Origin of the sequence: Rhodothermus marinus, assembly GCF_009936275.1 — a bacterium.
Lineage (GTDB): Bacteria > Bacteroidota > Rhodothermia > Rhodothermales > Rhodothermaceae > Rhodothermus > Rhodothermus marinus_A.
Window position 1 is genome coordinate 2,379,557 of sequence record NZ_AP019797.1, and the last position, 15,346, is coordinate 2,394,902.

A 15,346-nucleotide genomic window follows, 5' to 3' on the forward strand; every position below is an offset into this window, starting at 1 on the left:
CCGAGCCATGAAATGCGTGTTGTTACGTAGCGCGACTTATATCCGCCGCAGCCCTTCGGCCACCGTCTCCAGCGTGCGGTCTATTTCTTCGGCCGTATTGTAGTAGGTGGGCGAAAAACGCAACATGCCGTTGCGCACCGAAGCGATGATCTGCCGTTCGCTGAGAAAGGCCGCCAGTGCCTCGGCCTGCGGGTGTCGCACGGTCACGATCCCGGAAGCATGCGCCGGATCGTCGGTGCCGTAGCGCGCCAGTCCCAGCCGCCGGAGCCTGTCGGCCAGTTGCCGTCGCAATGCCAGCACCCGACGCGCGCACCAGTCCATCCCGAGCGCCAGATACTGCTTCAACGCAGCATGCAGCGCCACGATGGCCGCCTGGTTGGGCGTGCCCGTCTCGTAACGCCGGGCGTCCGGATAAAATTCGAGGCGATAGTCGCAGAATCGATTCCAGTCCACCGGACCGTGCAGCCAGCCGGCCGGCGGACGAAGCACCTCCTGCAGTTCGGGCCGGACGTAGCAGACGGCCAGCCCCTGCAATCCCATCAGCCACTTGTGCGTGCCCGCCGCCAGCAAGTCGATCCCGGTCGCCTCCACATCGATCGGCAGAGCCCCCAGCCCCTGAATGGCATCGACGCTGACCCAGACGCCGCGTTCGTGACAGCAGGCGACGATCTGTGCCAGATCGGCCCGAAATCCCGACAGGAACTGCACCCAGCTCAGCGTCACCAGCCGGGTACGCGGCGTAAGCGCCCGGGCTACGTCCTCGACGGTGAACGTCCCTTCCCGATGCGGAATCCAGTCGATCTGCACGCCCCGGTGCTGCAGGTTCATGAACGGATAGACGTTGGCCGGAAACTCGCAGGCCGGAATGGCAATCCGGTCACCCGGTCGCCAGTCGAGTCCCTGTGCCAGCAATCCCAGCGCCGAGGAGGTGTTCGGCGCAAAGGCGATGCGATCGGGCGTCGTGCCCAGCACCGTGGCCACGAGCCGGCGCGTCTCGTCGATGATCGGCGCCAGCTCCTCGTAATTGTCGATCGGACCCAGGTACCGCTGCTGCAGGTAGCGCCGAACGGCCTGCACCACCGGACGGCTGAGCGGCCCCGTGGCGGCATGGTTCAGGTAGATCTGCGTGCGCGTGTGTGGAAAACGCCGACGCAACGCCTGCAACTTGCGATCAGCTTCCATGTCTTTCGGGTTGCTCATAGCGGCACCACCTGGCTGTGCGCTTCCAGCAGCGCCCGCGCCTCGACGGGGCCCAGGTTGAACAGCAGATCCAGCGCCGTCATGCCCGGCACGAACCCCTCGAAGTGCTGGCGGTACACGGGCTCCTCGAACCGAAGCGCATAGACGCGCGGAGCCGCCGCCCGGTCGATCGGCGCCGTCGCTTCGGGCAGCAGGAGCGTATTGGCGGCCAGCACGCGGGCGATCTCCGCCATCGAAGCCGGACGCCCCACCAGCTCCGAGGCGCGGACGACCGGCACGTCGATCTCGAAAAACTGTAAGGTCAGCAGCACCGTCGCGCAGGTCAGCTCGCCCAGCGTCCGCCATTCCTGCTGGAAGAGTTCCTCCAGCCGCGGCTCGTAAAACTCAAAGTACGGCGTCGTCCGGTAGTTGTAGCAGAAAGCCCGCCAGTGGCGGCGCTGCCAGCCGCGGAGCTGTCCGATGGCGGCCCGGTCGATCGGCACGCCGTGCTGATGTGCCCGAAGCGGCACGGAGATCCACTGCCAGCCCTGCGGGTTGCGGAGCCGCGCGCGGTTGTGGTAGGACTGCCGGCTGTACTGGAACGTGTCGGCCAGCACCAGCCGACCGGCCCGGAGCGCCAGCGCCACGCGCTCCAGACGCGGGAAATACTCCGGCGGAACGACGGCCAGCATGCGCGGTTGGGTCTGCGTCAAACAAAACACTCCGGCCGTAATTTAAAGGCCACGCGCCATTGTTTCTCGAAGCCCTGTCGCACGTGATCGTTCTGACGCTCCTGCTCTGCACGCTGCACCTGCTGCTCTGGGGGACGCTGCTGGCCTCGCTGCACTATCTGCGGCGACAGCCCCGACCGGACCCGAGGGCCGACGTATGGCCGTCGCTCTCGGTGCTGATTCCGGCCCGCAACGAAGCCGCCAACCTGCGCCGCCTGCTGCCCACGCTGCTGCGCCAGGACTATCCGCACTTCGAGGTGATCGTCTACGACGACGGCTCGGAAGACGCCACCCCTTTCGTGCTCGAGCGCTACCGCTTCGACCGGCGTCTGCGCGTGCTCCGGGGCGAAGGGCCGCCGCCCGGCTGGGTGGGCAAGGTCCATGCGCTCTACCAGGCCACCCGGCACGCCCGCGGCACGCTCTATCTGTTTCTGGATGCCGACACCGAGCTGCTGCGGCCGGACGCGTTCCGCCATCTGGTGGCCCGCTACCGGGCGCTGCCGCCGGGCTCGGTGGCCACGGCGCTGCCGTCGCTGCGGGGCGGCGGCCAGCTGCTCGTCAGCCTCGTGCCGCTCATGATCCTGGCCGGACTGCCCTGGCCCCTGGTGCGTCGCCTGCCTCATCCCCTGCTGGGCGCCCTCAACGGCCAGTGCTGGCTCATCGACGCCACCCACTACCACCGACTGGAACCGCATCGTCGTCACAAAAACGAAGTGCTCGAAGACGTACAGATCGGCCGTTACCTGAAAAAGCACGGCCTGGTGCCCGAAATGCTGGACCTTCGCCGCGAACTGGCCGTGCACATGTACCCGGACCTGCAGGCGGCCTGGCGGGGCTTCCGCAAAAACGCCTACCTGCTCATGGGCGGCCGTCCACTTCCCTTCCTGCTCCTCTGGCTCGGCTACGGCCTGGCGTTCGTGCTGGCGCCGCTCGTCTGGGGACCGCTGCTCGTTTCCATACTCGGCCTCAAGCTGGTGGTCGATCGGCTGCTCGTCCATCCGCTCTGGCTGAGCCTGCTGGCGCCGCTTTCGCACCTGCTGGCCTGGGCGCTGCAGCTCGACTCGGCCTGGAGCCACTGGCGCGGACGCGTCCGCTGGAAAGATCGGCCCGTCGGGCAACCATCCGGTTAAAAACGAACACCACTTCTCCGAAAACCCACCCCGGACCTTATCTTTGGTATCGATACACATTACATCCGGACGTTACAGGCCATGCGAACCTCGTTTCTCATTCTGTCGCTGATCATCGCCATCCTGGCCGTCATTTTTGCCCTGTCCAATCCGGGGTACGTGACGCTGCGTTTCGGTCCCTACCAGACCGAGCAGTCCACGGCGCTGGTGGTGCTGGTCAGCTTCGCGCTGGGCGTACTGGTGGGCATCCTGGCCACTATTCCGGGCCGTATCAAACGCGCCCGCGAGCTTCGCCAGCTGCGCAAACAACTGAGCAGCGCCGGTAGCGAAACTTCCTCTTCTTCCGGGCTGGGATCGATGACCGAAAACCCGTACGGATGACGCACAGAATCTCCCGATTCCGCGAAATCCTTGCCCGGCGGCGCCGCAAGATCGGCCTGCCGCCGGGCACGCTGCTCCCTCCGGAGCGACCGCCGACCGAGCCCGTCACCGTCCACCTGATCGACTACGACGCAGAGCACCTCGAAGAGCGAGAAATCGCGCTCGAAGAGATCGAAACGATCCTCAACTACAAGGACCGGCCGACGGTCACCTGGATCGACGTCACCGGTCTGCACGACATCCGGCTCATTCAGCAGCTCGGCAAGCTGCTTTCGATTCATCCGCTCACGCTCGAAGACATCGTCAGCACGGGTCAGCGTCCCAAGCTCGAAGAAGGCGAGGCCTATCTGTACATCGTCTGCCACATGCTCACCTTCGACGAGCAAGATTACACGGTGGAGGCCGAGCAGGTCAGCCTGATTCTGGGCCAGGGCTTCGTGCTGACGTTTCAGGAGCGGCCCGGCGACGTGTTCGAGCCGGTGCGCGAGCGCCTGCGCCAGCAGATCGGCCGCATCCGCCAGCGCGACGCCAGCTACCTGGCCTATGCCCTGCTCGACGTGATCGTCGATCATTACTTCGTGGTGCTGGAAGCAATCAGCGAACGCGCCGAGCAACTCGAAGCCAAGGTGCTGGAACGCGCCGATCAGCAGGTGCAGCACGAACTGGCCTCGTTGCGACGCGAACTGATCGGCATGCGCCGCGCCGTGTGGCCGCTCCGGGAAGTGTTCGCCGAGCTGCAACGCCTCGAAAACCCGCTCATCGCACCGGAAACCCGTCCCTTCCTGCGCGACACCTACGACCACATCGTGCAGGTGATCGAAATCGTCGAGTCGCTGCGCGAGCTGCTGGCCGGATTGACCGACGTGTACCTGTCGCAGCTGAACCATCGCATGAACGAGATCATGAAGGTGCTCACGCTCGTGGGCACGATCTTCATCCCGCTCACTTTCATCGTCGGAATCTACGGGATGAACTTCGACTACATGCCCGAGCTGCACTGGCGCTACGGCTACCCGGCCGTCATGCTGCTGATGCTGGTGCTGGCGCTGGGCATGCTTTACGCCTTCCGGCGACGGGGATGGATCTGACGCTGCGACATCCGGCTCCGCTTCGGCCCGGCGATCGCGTGGCCGTCGTGGCCCCGGCCAGCCCGCCCGATCCCGAAAAACTGGAAGCCGGCATCCGGCGCCTGGAAGCGGCGGGACTGATCGTGGAGCGCGGCCGCACGCTCTCGGCCCACCGGGGCTATCTGGCCGGCGACGACCGGTTGCGGGCCGACGAACTCAACCACTACCTGCAACGCACCGACATCCGGGCCATTTTCTGCGCCCGCGGGGGCTACGGCTGCCTGCGCCTGCTATCGCTGCTGGACTACGAAGCGGCGGCCCACGCGCCGAAGCTGCTCGTCGGCTACAGCGACGTCACGGCCCTGCATCTGGCCCTGCTGCGCCATGCCCGCCTGCCGGGCCTCTCGGGTCCCATGGTGGCCATCGACTGGCCGCTGCTGGACGACGAGACGGAACAGCGCTTCTGGGAGCTGGCCGGAGGCGCCACGCCCGATCCGCTGCCGCCTGTCGGATCGGCCTCGCCCCGCGTGTTGCGACCCGGCGTGGCCGAAGGGCCGCTGGTGGGCGGCACGCTCTCGGTGCTGGTGCGGCTCGTGGGCACTCCCTACCTGCCCGATCTGACCGGTGCCATCCTGTTTCTGGAAGACATCGGCGAGGCTCCCTATCGCATCGACGGCATGCTGGCGCAACTGCGCCTGGCCGGCGTGCTCGACCGACTGGCGGGGCTCGTGCTGGGGCATTTCACGGACTGCGCGCCGGCCGCCTCGAGCCCGTCGCTTTCGCTCGACGAAGTGCTTGCCGACTACTTCGGCGCGGCGCCCTACCCGGTCGTGACCGATTTTCCCTACGGGCACGTCGCCGCCAAAAACACGCTCCCCGTGGGCGTGCGGGCCCGACTGGTGGCCGACGCTTCAGGCATACGGCTATCGCTGCTGGAACCCGTCGTGCGATAGGCCGGTCTGCTGCAGGGGCTTTTCCGTAAAAATTTTTCAGTAAGCTCGCCCTCTGAACGCTATACTTGGGGCGGCAACCGTCGCCACACGATCCGATGTCGCAACCCGCAACGCGACCGCCCCTGCGTCTGGCCGTCTTCGCCTCGGGGGGCGGCACGAACTTTCAGGCCATCCTCGACGCCATCGAAGCCGGTCGCCTGCCGGCCCGCGTGGTGCTGTGCGTGAGCGATCGCCCCACGGCCGGTGCTCTGGAGCGGGCCCGGCGGCACGGCATCCCCACCGCCGTGCTCGCTCCGAAGGACTACCCCTCGCCGGAGGCCTTCGGCGAGGCATTGCTCGAGGTGCTCCGCGCCCATGACGTCGAGCTGGTGGCCCTGGCCGGCTACCTGAAGAAAATTCCCGACAACGTGGTGGCCGCCTACCGCAACCGGATTCTGAACATCCATCCTTCCCTGCTGCCCGCCTTCGGTGGACCGGGCATGTACGGCCGCCGCGTGCACGAGGCCGTGCTGCATTACGGCGTGCGCTGGACCGGCGCCACCGTTCATCTGGTGGACGAGGAGTATGACCACGGGCCGATCGTGCTGCAGGAGCCCGTGCCGGTCCTGCCCGACGACACGCCCGAGACGCTGGCCGCGCGTGTACTGGAAGTGGAGCACCGGCTCTATCCCGAGGCGCTGCGGCTGTTCGCCGAAGGGCGTGTGGTGGTCGACGGTCGCCGCGTCCGCATCCTGCCCGAAGCCCCCGAAACCCACAACCCGTAGCCATGCTGCATCAACCGCGCACCCACGAGCCCCCTCCGGACCTGCAGCCCGTCCGACGGGCGCTGCTGTCGGTGTTCGACAAAACCGGTCTGGTAGACTTCGCCCGTCGCCTGGCGGAGCGGGGCATCGAGCTGATCTCCACGGGCGGCACGGCCCGCACGCTGCGCGGGGCCGGTCTGGCCGTGCGCGACGTCTCGGAGCTGACCGGCTTTCCGGAAATCCTCGACGGCCGCGTCAAGACGCTGCATCCGGCTGTTCACGGCGGCCTGCTGGCCCGCCGCAACGTGCCCGAAGACCTGGCCCAGCTCGAACGGCACGGCATCGCGCCCATCGATCTGGTGGTGGTCAACCTGTATCCCTTCGAGCAGGCCGTCGAGCAGGCACCCGACGACGAAGCGCTGGCCGTCGAAAACATCGACATTGGCGGCCCCACGCTCATTCGCGCCGCCGCCAAGAACTTTTTCTTCACGGCCGTGGTGGTCGATCCGTCCGATTACGACGCCGTCGCCGGCGAGCTGGAGCAGCACGCGGGTGCGCTGACGCTGGCCACGCGCCGCCGCCTGGCCCAGAAGGCTTTTGCCCGGACGGCCGCCTACGACCGGGCCATTGCCGCCTATCTGGAGCGCCGCCTGCAGCCCGAAGCACCGGAGCCGCTGCCGCCCCGGCTGCAGATCGACCTGCCGCGCGTTCAGATTCTGCGCTACGGCGAAAATCCCCACCAGCGGGCGGCTCTCTACGGCAACCCGGATCGGTTCTTCCGCCAGCTCCACGGCAAGGCGCTCTCCTTCAACAACCTGCTGGATCTGAGCGCGGCCCTGCGGCTAATCGACGAGTTCCGGGAGGCCGATCCCACCTGCGCCATCCTGAAGCACACGAACCCGTGTGGCGTGGCCACGGCCGACACGCTCGCCGAAGCCTACGCGCGCGCCTTCGCCACCGACCGGCGCTCGCCCTTCGGCGGGATCGTGGTGGTCAACCGTCCGCTCGACCGCGAGACGGCCGAGGCCATCGACCAGATTTTCACCGAAGTGATCATCGCGCCGGACTTCGAGGAGGGCGTGCTGGACTTTCTGAAAAAGAAGGCCAACCGACGCATCATCCAGCAGCTCCGTCCGGTGCAGGAAGAGCTGGACGTGCGCTCGGCCGTGGGTGGCCTGCTGGTGCAGGAGGCCGACGGTCCCCTGCCGCCGCTGGAGGCGCTGCGTTCGTCCTGGCGCGTGGTGACCCGCCGCGCTCCCACCGAAGCCGAGTGGCGCGACCTGGACTTCGCCTGGCGCGTGGTCAAACACGTCAAGAGCAATGCCATCGTGTACGCGCGCGACCGGGCCACGCTGGGCATCGGGGCCGGCCAGATGAGCCGGGTGGACGCCTCCGAGATCGCCGTGCTGAAAGGAAAACGCGAAGGGCACGATTTTACCGGAAGCGTGGTGGCCTCCGACGCCTTCTTCCCCTTTGCCGACGGCCTGCTGGCCGCCGTCGAAAGCGGTGCGCGCGCCGTAATCCAGCCGGGCGGCTCCATCCGGGACGAAGAGGTGATCCAGGCGGCCGACGCGCACGACGTCGCCATGGTCTTCACCGGTACCCGGCACTTCCGCCACTGAAAGGAACGATTTTCGCACTTTTCTGCCGGCGGGCGGATCTATTTGCCCGCCGGTTTACTATTTTAAGGGCGCATCCGGCCGAAAGGCCAGCGTGGAGTCCTAACGTTCCTGGCCTGCCTGCACCATGCGCCGGCGGGCCCGGACCCAAACCTTCAGTAGATCCATGGGGCTGTTCAACTTCGCCACCGACGTTGCCATTGACCTGGGGACGGCCAACACCCTGGTGTACATCAAGGGCCGCGGCATCGTGCTGAACGAACCCAGCATCGTGGCCGTGCACCGGAGCACGCGCAAGGTCATTGCCATCGGCCGCGAAGCCCTGCAGATGCACGAACGCACGCACCCCGAGATCGAAACGATCCGGCCGCTCAAAGACGGCGTCATCGCCGACTTCGAGGTGGCCGAGCAGATGATCCGGGGTTTTATCCAGAAGGTGCAGCGTAGCTGGTACACCTCGATCCGCCGCATGGTGGTCTGCATCCCCAGCGGCATCACCGAGGTGGAAAAGCGTGCCGTGCGCGACTCGGCCGAGCACGCCGGCGCCAAGCGCGTCTATCTGATCAGCGAACCCATGGCCGCCGCCATCGGCATCGGCCTGAACGTGGAGGAGCCGGTGGGCAACATGGTAGTGGACATCGGCGGCGGCACTACCGAGATCGCCGTGATCGCACTGGCCGGGATCGTCGTGAACGAGTCGATCCGCATCGGCGGCGACGAACTGGACAACGCGATCATCCAGTATTTCAAGCGTAATCACAACCTGCTCATCGGTCAGCGCACGGCCGAGCGCATCAAGTGCGAGATTGGAAGCGCCGTCGAGCTGGACCCGGAGCTGGAACTGTCGGTCAAGGGACGCGATCTGGTCAGCGGCATTCCGAAGGTGCGCACCATCTCGTCGGAGGACGTGCGCGAGGCGCTGCGCGAGCCGGTCAGCCAGATCGCGGCGGCCGTGCTGCGCTGCCTGGAGCGCACGCCGCCGGAGCTGGGCGCCGACATCCTGGAACGCGGCATCATGCTCACGGGCGGTGGTGCCCTGCTCAAAGGGCTGGATGTGCTGATCCGCAACCGCGTAGAGCTGCCGGTCTACGTGGCCGAGGATCCACTGACGGCCGTGGCCCGCGGAACCGGCAAGGTGCTGGAAGACCTCGATCGCTACGAGCGGGTGCTGCTCTAAGCCATGACGCGCACAAACTGGCTCGTTGACGCCTTGCTGCTGGTAGTGGTGCTGGGTCTGTCGCTGACCCTGCTTTTGCTGCACAACGAGCCGGTGCTCAGGGGTCTGCGCGCGCTGACGCTGGAGCTGTCGGCCCGGGCCGAGGCGCGCCTGGCCTGGGCGGGCCACTACTTCCGGGCGCTCGAGGAAAACGAACGACTGCGGGCCGAAAACATCCACCTGGCGGGCGAGCTGGCCCGCGCCCGTGAAGCCCTGAGTGCCAACGAACGCCTGACCCGCCTGCTGGCGCTGCGCGACAGCCTCTCGCCGCTGCCGTTCCGTGCCGCCCGCATCGTGGCACGCGACATCACGCGCCAGCGCAACTACCTGACGATCGACGCCGGCCGCAACGATGGCGTGCTGCCCGGCATGGCCGTCGTAGACGACCGGGGTATCATCGGCACGGTCCTGCTGGCCACGCCCCACTATGCCCGCGTCCTTCCCTACCTGAACACCGATTTCCGCGTGGCGGCTCGCATCCAGCCCATCGGCGCTGCCGGCATCGTGCGCTGGGACGGCGAACAGCCCGACCGCCTGCTCATGGAATTCGTCAGCCGCACCGAACCCGTACAGCCCGGCATGCCGGTGGTCACCACCACCTACAGCGGCATCTTTCCACCGGGCTTTCCGGTGGGCCGCGTTGCCGAAGTCACCCGCCAGCCCGGCCTCAACACGCTGCGCATCTACCTGGAGCCGGCCTCGCCCCTGGATCAGGCTTCCTACGTGTTCGTCATCCTGCGGCCGCCCGACCCGGAACGCCAGCTGTTGAACAGCACCGACACACCCTGAGCCATGCGCCTGCGCATCTGGCCGATCCTGCTGTTGCTGTGGAGCGTGCCGGCGCCGGTCCATGCCCAGTCGCCCCGGCCGCTCCAGGCGACGCTGGACCGGTTGCTTGAAACCCCCGACTACGAGTCGGCCTTCTGGGGCGCGCTCGTCCTGGACCTGCGCGACAGCACCGTGCTCTACGCCCGCCACGCCCGCCAGAACTTCACCCCGGCCTCCGTCACCAAGCTGTTCATCACAGCGGCGGCGCTGGAACAGCTTGGTCCCGACTTCCGCTACGTGACCCGTCTGCTGGCCGACGGATCCGTCATAGACGGCGTGCTCCAGGGCAACCTGATCGTCCGTGGCGCGGGCGACCCCGCCATCGGCGGCCGCTTCACCGACGGCGACCGCACGGCCACGTTTCGCGCCTGGGCCGACTCGCTGCGCCGCCGGGGCATCCACCGGATCGCCGGCGACCTCATCGGCGACGACGACTACTTCGACGACACGCCACTGGGCACGGGCTGGAGCTGGGACGACCTGACCTACTGGTATGCCGCCGAGATCAGCGCACTGTCGTTCAACGACAACTGCGTGGACGTCACGATCGAAGCGCGCCGCCCGGGCGAACCGGGCCTTCTGACGTGGGAGCCTCCCACTACCTACGTCTCCCTGATCAACCAGACCTACACGATTCCCGCCGGACAGCAGCTGAAAGAAGGCTATCGCCGCCTGCCCGGTACCAACACGATCGTACTCTTCAGTCGCGTGCCCGAAGGTCGCCGCGACACCGAGTCGCTCACAGTGCACAACCCGACGCGTTTCTTTGTGCACGTACTGCGCGAGGTGCTGCTGGCCGAAGGCATCGCCGTCGAAGGAGAGCCGGTGGATGTCGATGACCTCTCGATCAAACCCGAATACACCGCTCCGAACCTGTGGACGGTAGCCACCTATACCTCGCCGCCACTTTCAGAGATCGTCCGGATCATCAACCGGCGGAGCCAGAACCTGTACGCCGAAATGCTGTTGCGCACGCTGGGGGCCGAGCGGCCGGTGCCCGACAGCACGCTTGTGCCCGGATCGGCCGAGATGGGGCTGGCAGCCGCCGCCCGCACCTGGCTCCGCGCCGGCATCGACACCAGCCGCATCCAGTTGGTGGACGGTTCCGGTCTTTCGGCACAGAACCTGGTTACGCCCGAGGCTACCGTACGCCTGCTGGCCTACATGGCCACCCATCCCGATCGCGCGGTCTGGCGGGCGTTCTACACGTCGCTGCCTGCCGGCGGCGAGGAAGAGACCACACTGCAGGATCGCTTTCGTGCCGGACGCGCCCGCGGCAACGTCCGCGCCAAGACCGGCACGATCTCGAACACGAGCGCCCTGGCGGGATATGTGCGCACCGCCGACGGCCGCCTGCTCGCCTTTGCCATCTTCTGTAATCACTACACCGTCCCCACCCGTCAGGTCCGCCGCACCATCGACGCCTTCGTCGAGCACCTGGCCCGCTACCGCAACTGACGGGATCAACCCCTCCGCTCTGGCCGTTCATGGACGGCATTTTGTACACAACCTGCAGCCAGATAACCGATGCCCCACCAGCAGATTCACGGCACCACGGTACTGGGCGTACGCCATAACGGCCGCGTGGCCCTGGGCGCCGACGGACAGGCCACGCTGGGCAACACGGTCATGAAGCGCCGCGCCCAGAAGGTCCGGGCGCTCTACAACGGCAAGATCCTGGCCGGCTTTGCCGGCGCCACCGCCGACGCCCTGACGCTTTTCGAGCGCTTCGAGGGCAAATTGCAGCAACACGGCGGCAACGTGCTCCGCGCGGCCGTCGAACTGGCCAAAGACTGGCGCACCGACCGCTACCTGCGCCGCCTGGACGCCCTGCTGGCCGTCGCCTCACCCGACCGCCTGCTGCTCATCAGCGGCAATGGCGACCTGATCGAACCCGACGACGACATCGTGGCCATCGGCTCCGGCGGACCCTTCGCACTGGCCGCTGCCCGCGCCCTCCGCAAACACCGCCCCGACCTGTCGGCCCGTGCCATCGTCGAAGAGGCCCTCTCCATTGCGGCCGACATCTGCATCTACACCAACCACGAGTTCACGATTCTGGAGATTGATTCGAAATAAAACTCAGGAAACTGATTAATAAAAAATAATGCGAGGAATAATGGATCGTTCACATTCCAGAAAACCGATCCGAACCACGGCCCTCTTTGTGGATTACGAAAACCTGTATCAGCAGGCTGCCCGCTACCTGAAAGATACCAGCGACCTCAACGGACAGCTGGCCGATCTGCTCTACAGCCTCCGTCGCTATCTGCTGGCGCGTCGTCGCTTCCGCGTGGTGCTGGGACGTGCCTATGCCGACTTCGAGCAATACGACGACGGGCTGGCCATCCAGCGCGTACTGGCCGAACAGGGCATTGTGCCGCGCATGGTGCCTTCGAGCTACGAGGCGCCATCCCGATCGCTCCAGCTCACCATCGACGCACTGCAGACGCTGCAAAGCCATCCCGAAGTGCAGGCGTTCGTGGTGGTCAGCGGCAACCGTTCGTACCTGCCGCTGCTGGAGCACCTGCGCGGCCACGGTCGCCAGATCGCCCTCCTGCAGCTGACCTCGCCTTCCGACCTGGTCTATGAGCGCCTGGGCGACCGCCTGCTGCTGGATCCCCGTCCGATTCTGGAGCACGCCGGATTGCGTCAGCTGCTGGCACACCTGTCGGGTCCCGTAGAAAATACGCCGCCTGCCCCGCCGCCGGCCTTCGCTTCGCTGGCCGACGATCCGGATGCCCTGAAGGCGCTCGAACTGATCCTCGAACACTTCGGCCAGTACGAGGAGGTCTACCTTACGCCTTTGCTCCGGAAGATGTCGGAAACCTTCGACGAAACCCGGGTCGAGCCCAAAGAGCTGATCAACCGCCTCGAAGCAGCGGGCGCCGTCCGGCTGGAACGTCGGCGCGGCTTCCCCTACGATTACACCGTGCTCATCCTGCACGAAGACCACCCCGACGTGCGTCGCCTCCGGGAAGCAATGGCCTCACAGCCTGAGCCGGAACCCAAGGTCGGCGGAGATCTATCCGACGAAGATCACGTTGAAGACACTTCCGGGGAAGAACCGTCGGCGTTCTAATTCGTCAACCTGTCTGCCATGGAGCAGGAACCCCTTACTTCTCAGGAGGCCGGAATGAAGCGCGAGCTGACCCCGCGCGAGATCGTCGCGGAGCTGGATAAATACATCGTCGGTCAGGAGGAAGCCAAAAAGTGCGTGGCCATTGCGCTGCGCAACCGCTGGCGCCGGCTGAACGCCCCGCCGGAGATGCGGGAAGAGATCATGCCGAACAACATCCTGATGATCGGCCCTACCGGCGTGGGCAAGACCGAGATTGCCCGTCGCCTGGCGAAGCTGGCCGGTGCGCCGTTCATCAAGGTCGAAGCCACCAAGTTCACCGAGGTCGGTTATGTGGGCCGCGATGTGGACAGCATGATCCGCGATCTGGTGGACATCGCGGTCAACATGGTGCGCGAGGAGCACGAGCAGCGCGTGCGCGACCGGGCCCGTGAGCTGGCCGAGGAGCGCATCCTCGACATCCTGGTGCCGCCGGCCCGCCCGACTCCCCGCCCGGAAATGGTGCAGGGTCCGGGCTTCTTCCTGCAGAGCACGGCCACCACGGCCGCCGACGACGCCGAGGCCGAAGCCCGGGAGCGCACCCGTCAGCGTTTCCGTGAAAAGCTCAAGGCGGGCGAGCTGGACGACCGGGAGATCGAAATTGAGGTGGCCGCCGACACGATGCCCATGGTGCAGGTCTTCGGGCCGCTGGGCATCGAGGAAATGGGCGTCAACCTGCAGGAGCTGTTCGGTAACCTGACGGGCCGCCGCCGCAAGAAGCGCCGCGTCACCGTGGCCGAAGCGCGCGAGATCCTCACGCAGGAGGAAGCGCAGAAGCTCATCGACATGGACAAGGTCACGCGCGAGGCGCTGGAGCGCGTGGAGCAGTCGGGCATCGTCTTCATCGACGAGATCGACAAGGTGGCCGCCCGCGACGGCGCCCGGGGCGGCCCGGACGTGTCGCGCGAGGGCGTGCAGCGCGACCTGCTGCCGCTGGTGGAAGGCTGCAGCGTGATGACCAAATACGGCATGGTCCGCACCGACCACATCCTGTTCATCGCCAGCGGGGCCTTCCACGTGGCCAAACCCAGCGACCTGATCCCGGAACTACAGGGCCGCTTCCCGATCCGCGTCGAACTGAAGAGCCTGACCGAGGAGGACTTTTACAAGATCCTGACGCAACCCAAAAACGCGCTGCTCAAGCAGTACCAGGCCCTGCTGAAGGCTGAGGGCGTCGAGATCGAGTTCACCGACGCGGCCGTGCGCAAGATTGCCGAGATCGCCGCGCGCGTGAACGAAGAGGTCGAAAACATCGGCGCCCGCCGCCTCCACACGGTGCTGACCACGCTGCTGGAAGACATCCTCTTCGAGGTGCCCGACAACGTGCCCGAGGATCGCAAGATCGTGGTGGATGCCGACCTGGTGGAGCAGCGACTCAGCGGTATCGTACAGAACCGGGATCTGAGCCAGTACATCCTCTGAACACAGACGGCCGGCGTTCGACGCGCCCGTGATCTGCTATCGGCTGGAAGATCCGGAAGGACGGCGACGCTGGGAAGCCCTGCAGGCTGCCCGGACGTCGCCGTTTGCGCATCCGGAGGTGCTGCTCGGGCTGGCGCGGCTCTTCGGCCGCCGCGTCGAAATCGTGGAGGTGGACGCCAGAGGCGGTCCGGCCGCCATAGCGCTGCTGGTACGCCGCATGGGACCCTGGCGGTGGGCCTCGCATCCGCCCCTGCTGCCCGAGTCGCCGTTGGTCGTTCCGGATGCGTCCGTGCCGGCGCTCCCGGAGCGGCTGCTGGAGGCACTATCTCGCCGCTATGCGCGCGTCGATTTGCACCTGCCTCCGGGGTGGACGGACGTGCGGCCGGCCCTGTGGCGTGGCTGGCGGGCCCATCCGCTTTACACCTACGAAATCGACCTGGAGCAGACCTCACCCGCGCACTGGTCCGAAAATCCCCGCCGCCTTTTCCGCAAAGCGGCGGCAAGCTATCGGCTGATCGAAGACGCCCGGCTGGCCCCCGTAGTGGCCCGTCTGGTGGCGGCCGGCTACCGGCGCCACCGCCGCCCGCCCCCGGCGTCGGCCGAGCGCCTGGCCGCCCTGCTCGAAGCACTTGCGAGGGCCGGACCGGTCCGCATTTTCGGCGTGCAGCATGCGTCAGGGGAGACGGAAGCGGCCGTGGCGCTCATGGTGGCACCGCCGCGCGCCTGGTACTGGCTGGCCGGAAGCATGCCCGGCCCTGCCATGACCGTGCTGCTGGGATACCTCTGGAGCCGGCTCCGGGAAGAAGGCTTTCACTGGTTCGATTTTGTCGGAGCCAACACCCCCTCTATTGCCGAGTTCAAGCGTCGCTTTAACCCGACGCTGCGGCTTTACTTTCGACTGACCTGCGACCGCTCGCCGCTGCAGACGCTATTGCGCCACATGCCCGGCCTTCGCTGAG

The 15,346-nt window shown here is 66.6% G+C and carries 15 protein-coding genes; 13 read left to right on the top strand and 2 right to left on the bottom strand.

From position 1 onward, the window contains the following. Positions 1 to 36: 36 nt before the first annotated feature. Positions 37 to 1,200 carry an aminotransferase class V-fold PLP-dependent enzyme gene (locus GYH26_RS10245; RefSeq protein WP_161541566.1) on the bottom strand — a complete coding sequence of 388 codons (1,164 nt, stop codon included), beginning with the start codon at positions 1,198 to 1,200 and terminating at the stop codon, positions 37 to 39. Continuing rightward, positions 1,197 to 1,871 carry a WbqC family protein gene (locus GYH26_RS10250; protein ID WP_161541567.1) on the bottom strand — a complete coding sequence of 225 codons (675 nt, stop codon included), beginning with the start codon at positions 1,869 to 1,871 and terminating at the stop codon, positions 1,197 to 1,199. The genes GYH26_RS10245 and GYH26_RS10250 overlap by 4 nt, the downstream gene beginning before the upstream one ends. A gap of 83 nt (positions 1,872 to 1,954) precedes the next feature. Here GYH26_RS10250 and GYH26_RS10255 point away from each other — a divergent pair, with 83 nt between their 5' ends. The 13 genes from GYH26_RS10255 to GYH26_RS10315 all read left to right on the top strand — a co-directional run bounded on the left by GYH26_RS10255 (position 1,955) and on the right by GYH26_RS10315 (position 15,345). Then, positions 1,955 to 3,040: a glycosyltransferase gene (locus GYH26_RS10255; protein WP_242006383.1), complete on the top strand. Its 1,086-nt coding sequence runs from the start codon at positions 1,955 to 1,957 to the stop codon at positions 3,038 to 3,040. 81 nt (positions 3,041 to 3,121) lie between these two features. Next, entirely contained in the window at positions 3,122 to 3,421 is a 300-nt protein-coding gene (locus GYH26_RS10260; protein ID WP_161541569.1) for a LapA family protein, read from the top strand. Then, complete coding sequence (gene corA / locus GYH26_RS10265; RefSeq protein ID WP_161541570.1) at positions 3,418 to 4,509, top strand: magnesium/cobalt transporter CorA; 1,092 nt, start codon at positions 3,418 to 3,420, stop codon at positions 4,507 to 4,509. Before GYH26_RS10260 ends, corA begins: the two co-directional genes overlap by 4 nt. Further along, positions 4,500 to 5,441, top strand: a complete 942-nt coding sequence (locus tag GYH26_RS10270) for a S66 peptidase family protein (RefSeq protein ID WP_161541571.1) — start codon at positions 4,500 to 4,502, stop codon at positions 5,439 to 5,441. The genes corA and GYH26_RS10270 overlap by 10 nt, the downstream gene beginning before the upstream one ends. A 95-nt stretch (positions 5,442 to 5,536) precedes the next feature. Beyond that, entirely contained in the window at positions 5,537 to 6,205 is a 669-nt protein-coding gene (purN, locus tag GYH26_RS10275; protein ID WP_161541572.1) for a phosphoribosylglycinamide formyltransferase, read from the top strand. A 2-nt stretch (positions 6,206 to 6,207) separates the two neighbouring features. Next, entirely contained in the window at positions 6,208 to 7,806 is a 1,599-nt protein-coding gene (gene purH, locus GYH26_RS10280; protein WP_161541573.1) for a bifunctional phosphoribosylaminoimidazolecarboxamide formyltransferase/IMP cyclohydrolase, read from the top strand. Positions 7,807 to 7,969: 163 nt separating this feature from the next. Beyond that, the gene (locus GYH26_RS10285) at positions 7,970 to 8,980 is read left to right on the top strand and encodes a rod shape-determining protein (protein ID WP_161541574.1); all 1,011 of its coding nucleotides are present in this window, start codon (positions 7,970 to 7,972) and stop codon (positions 8,978 to 8,980) included. 3 nt (positions 8,981 to 8,983) lie between these two features. Continuing rightward, positions 8,984 to 9,808, top strand: coding sequence for a rod shape-determining protein MreC (mreC, locus tag GYH26_RS10290; protein WP_161541575.1), 825 nt, complete (start codon positions 8,984 to 8,986; stop codon positions 9,806 to 9,808). A 3-nt stretch (positions 9,809 to 9,811) separates the two neighbouring features. Next, complete coding sequence (gene dacB / locus GYH26_RS10295; protein ID WP_161541576.1) at positions 9,812 to 11,305, top strand: D-alanyl-D-alanine carboxypeptidase/D-alanyl-D-alanine endopeptidase; 1,494 nt, start codon at positions 9,812 to 9,814, stop codon at positions 11,303 to 11,305. A gap of 69 nt (positions 11,306 to 11,374) precedes the next feature. Further along, positions 11,375 to 11,926 (top strand): ATP-dependent protease subunit HslV, encoded by a 552-nt coding sequence (gene hslV / locus GYH26_RS10300; RefSeq protein ID WP_161541577.1) that lies wholly within the window; start codon positions 11,375 to 11,377, stop codon positions 11,924 to 11,926. 40 nt (positions 11,927 to 11,966) lie between these two features. After that, the gene (locus GYH26_RS10305) at positions 11,967 to 12,929 is read left to right on the top strand and encodes an NYN domain-containing protein (protein ID WP_242006384.1); all 963 of its coding nucleotides are present in this window, start codon (positions 11,967 to 11,969) and stop codon (positions 12,927 to 12,929) included. Positions 12,930 to 12,947: 18 nt separating this feature from the next. Next, positions 12,948 to 14,387 (top strand): ATP-dependent protease ATPase subunit HslU, encoded by a 1,440-nt coding sequence (gene hslU / locus GYH26_RS10310; RefSeq protein WP_144295449.1) that lies wholly within the window; start codon positions 12,948 to 12,950, stop codon positions 14,385 to 14,387. 28 nt (positions 14,388 to 14,415) lie between these two features. Next, positions 14,416 to 15,345 carry a GNAT family N-acetyltransferase gene (locus tag GYH26_RS10315; RefSeq protein WP_161541579.1) on the top strand — a complete coding sequence of 310 codons (930 nt, stop codon included), beginning with the start codon at positions 14,416 to 14,418 and terminating at the stop codon, positions 15,343 to 15,345. The last annotated feature ends 1 nt before the right edge of the window (position 15,346 follow it).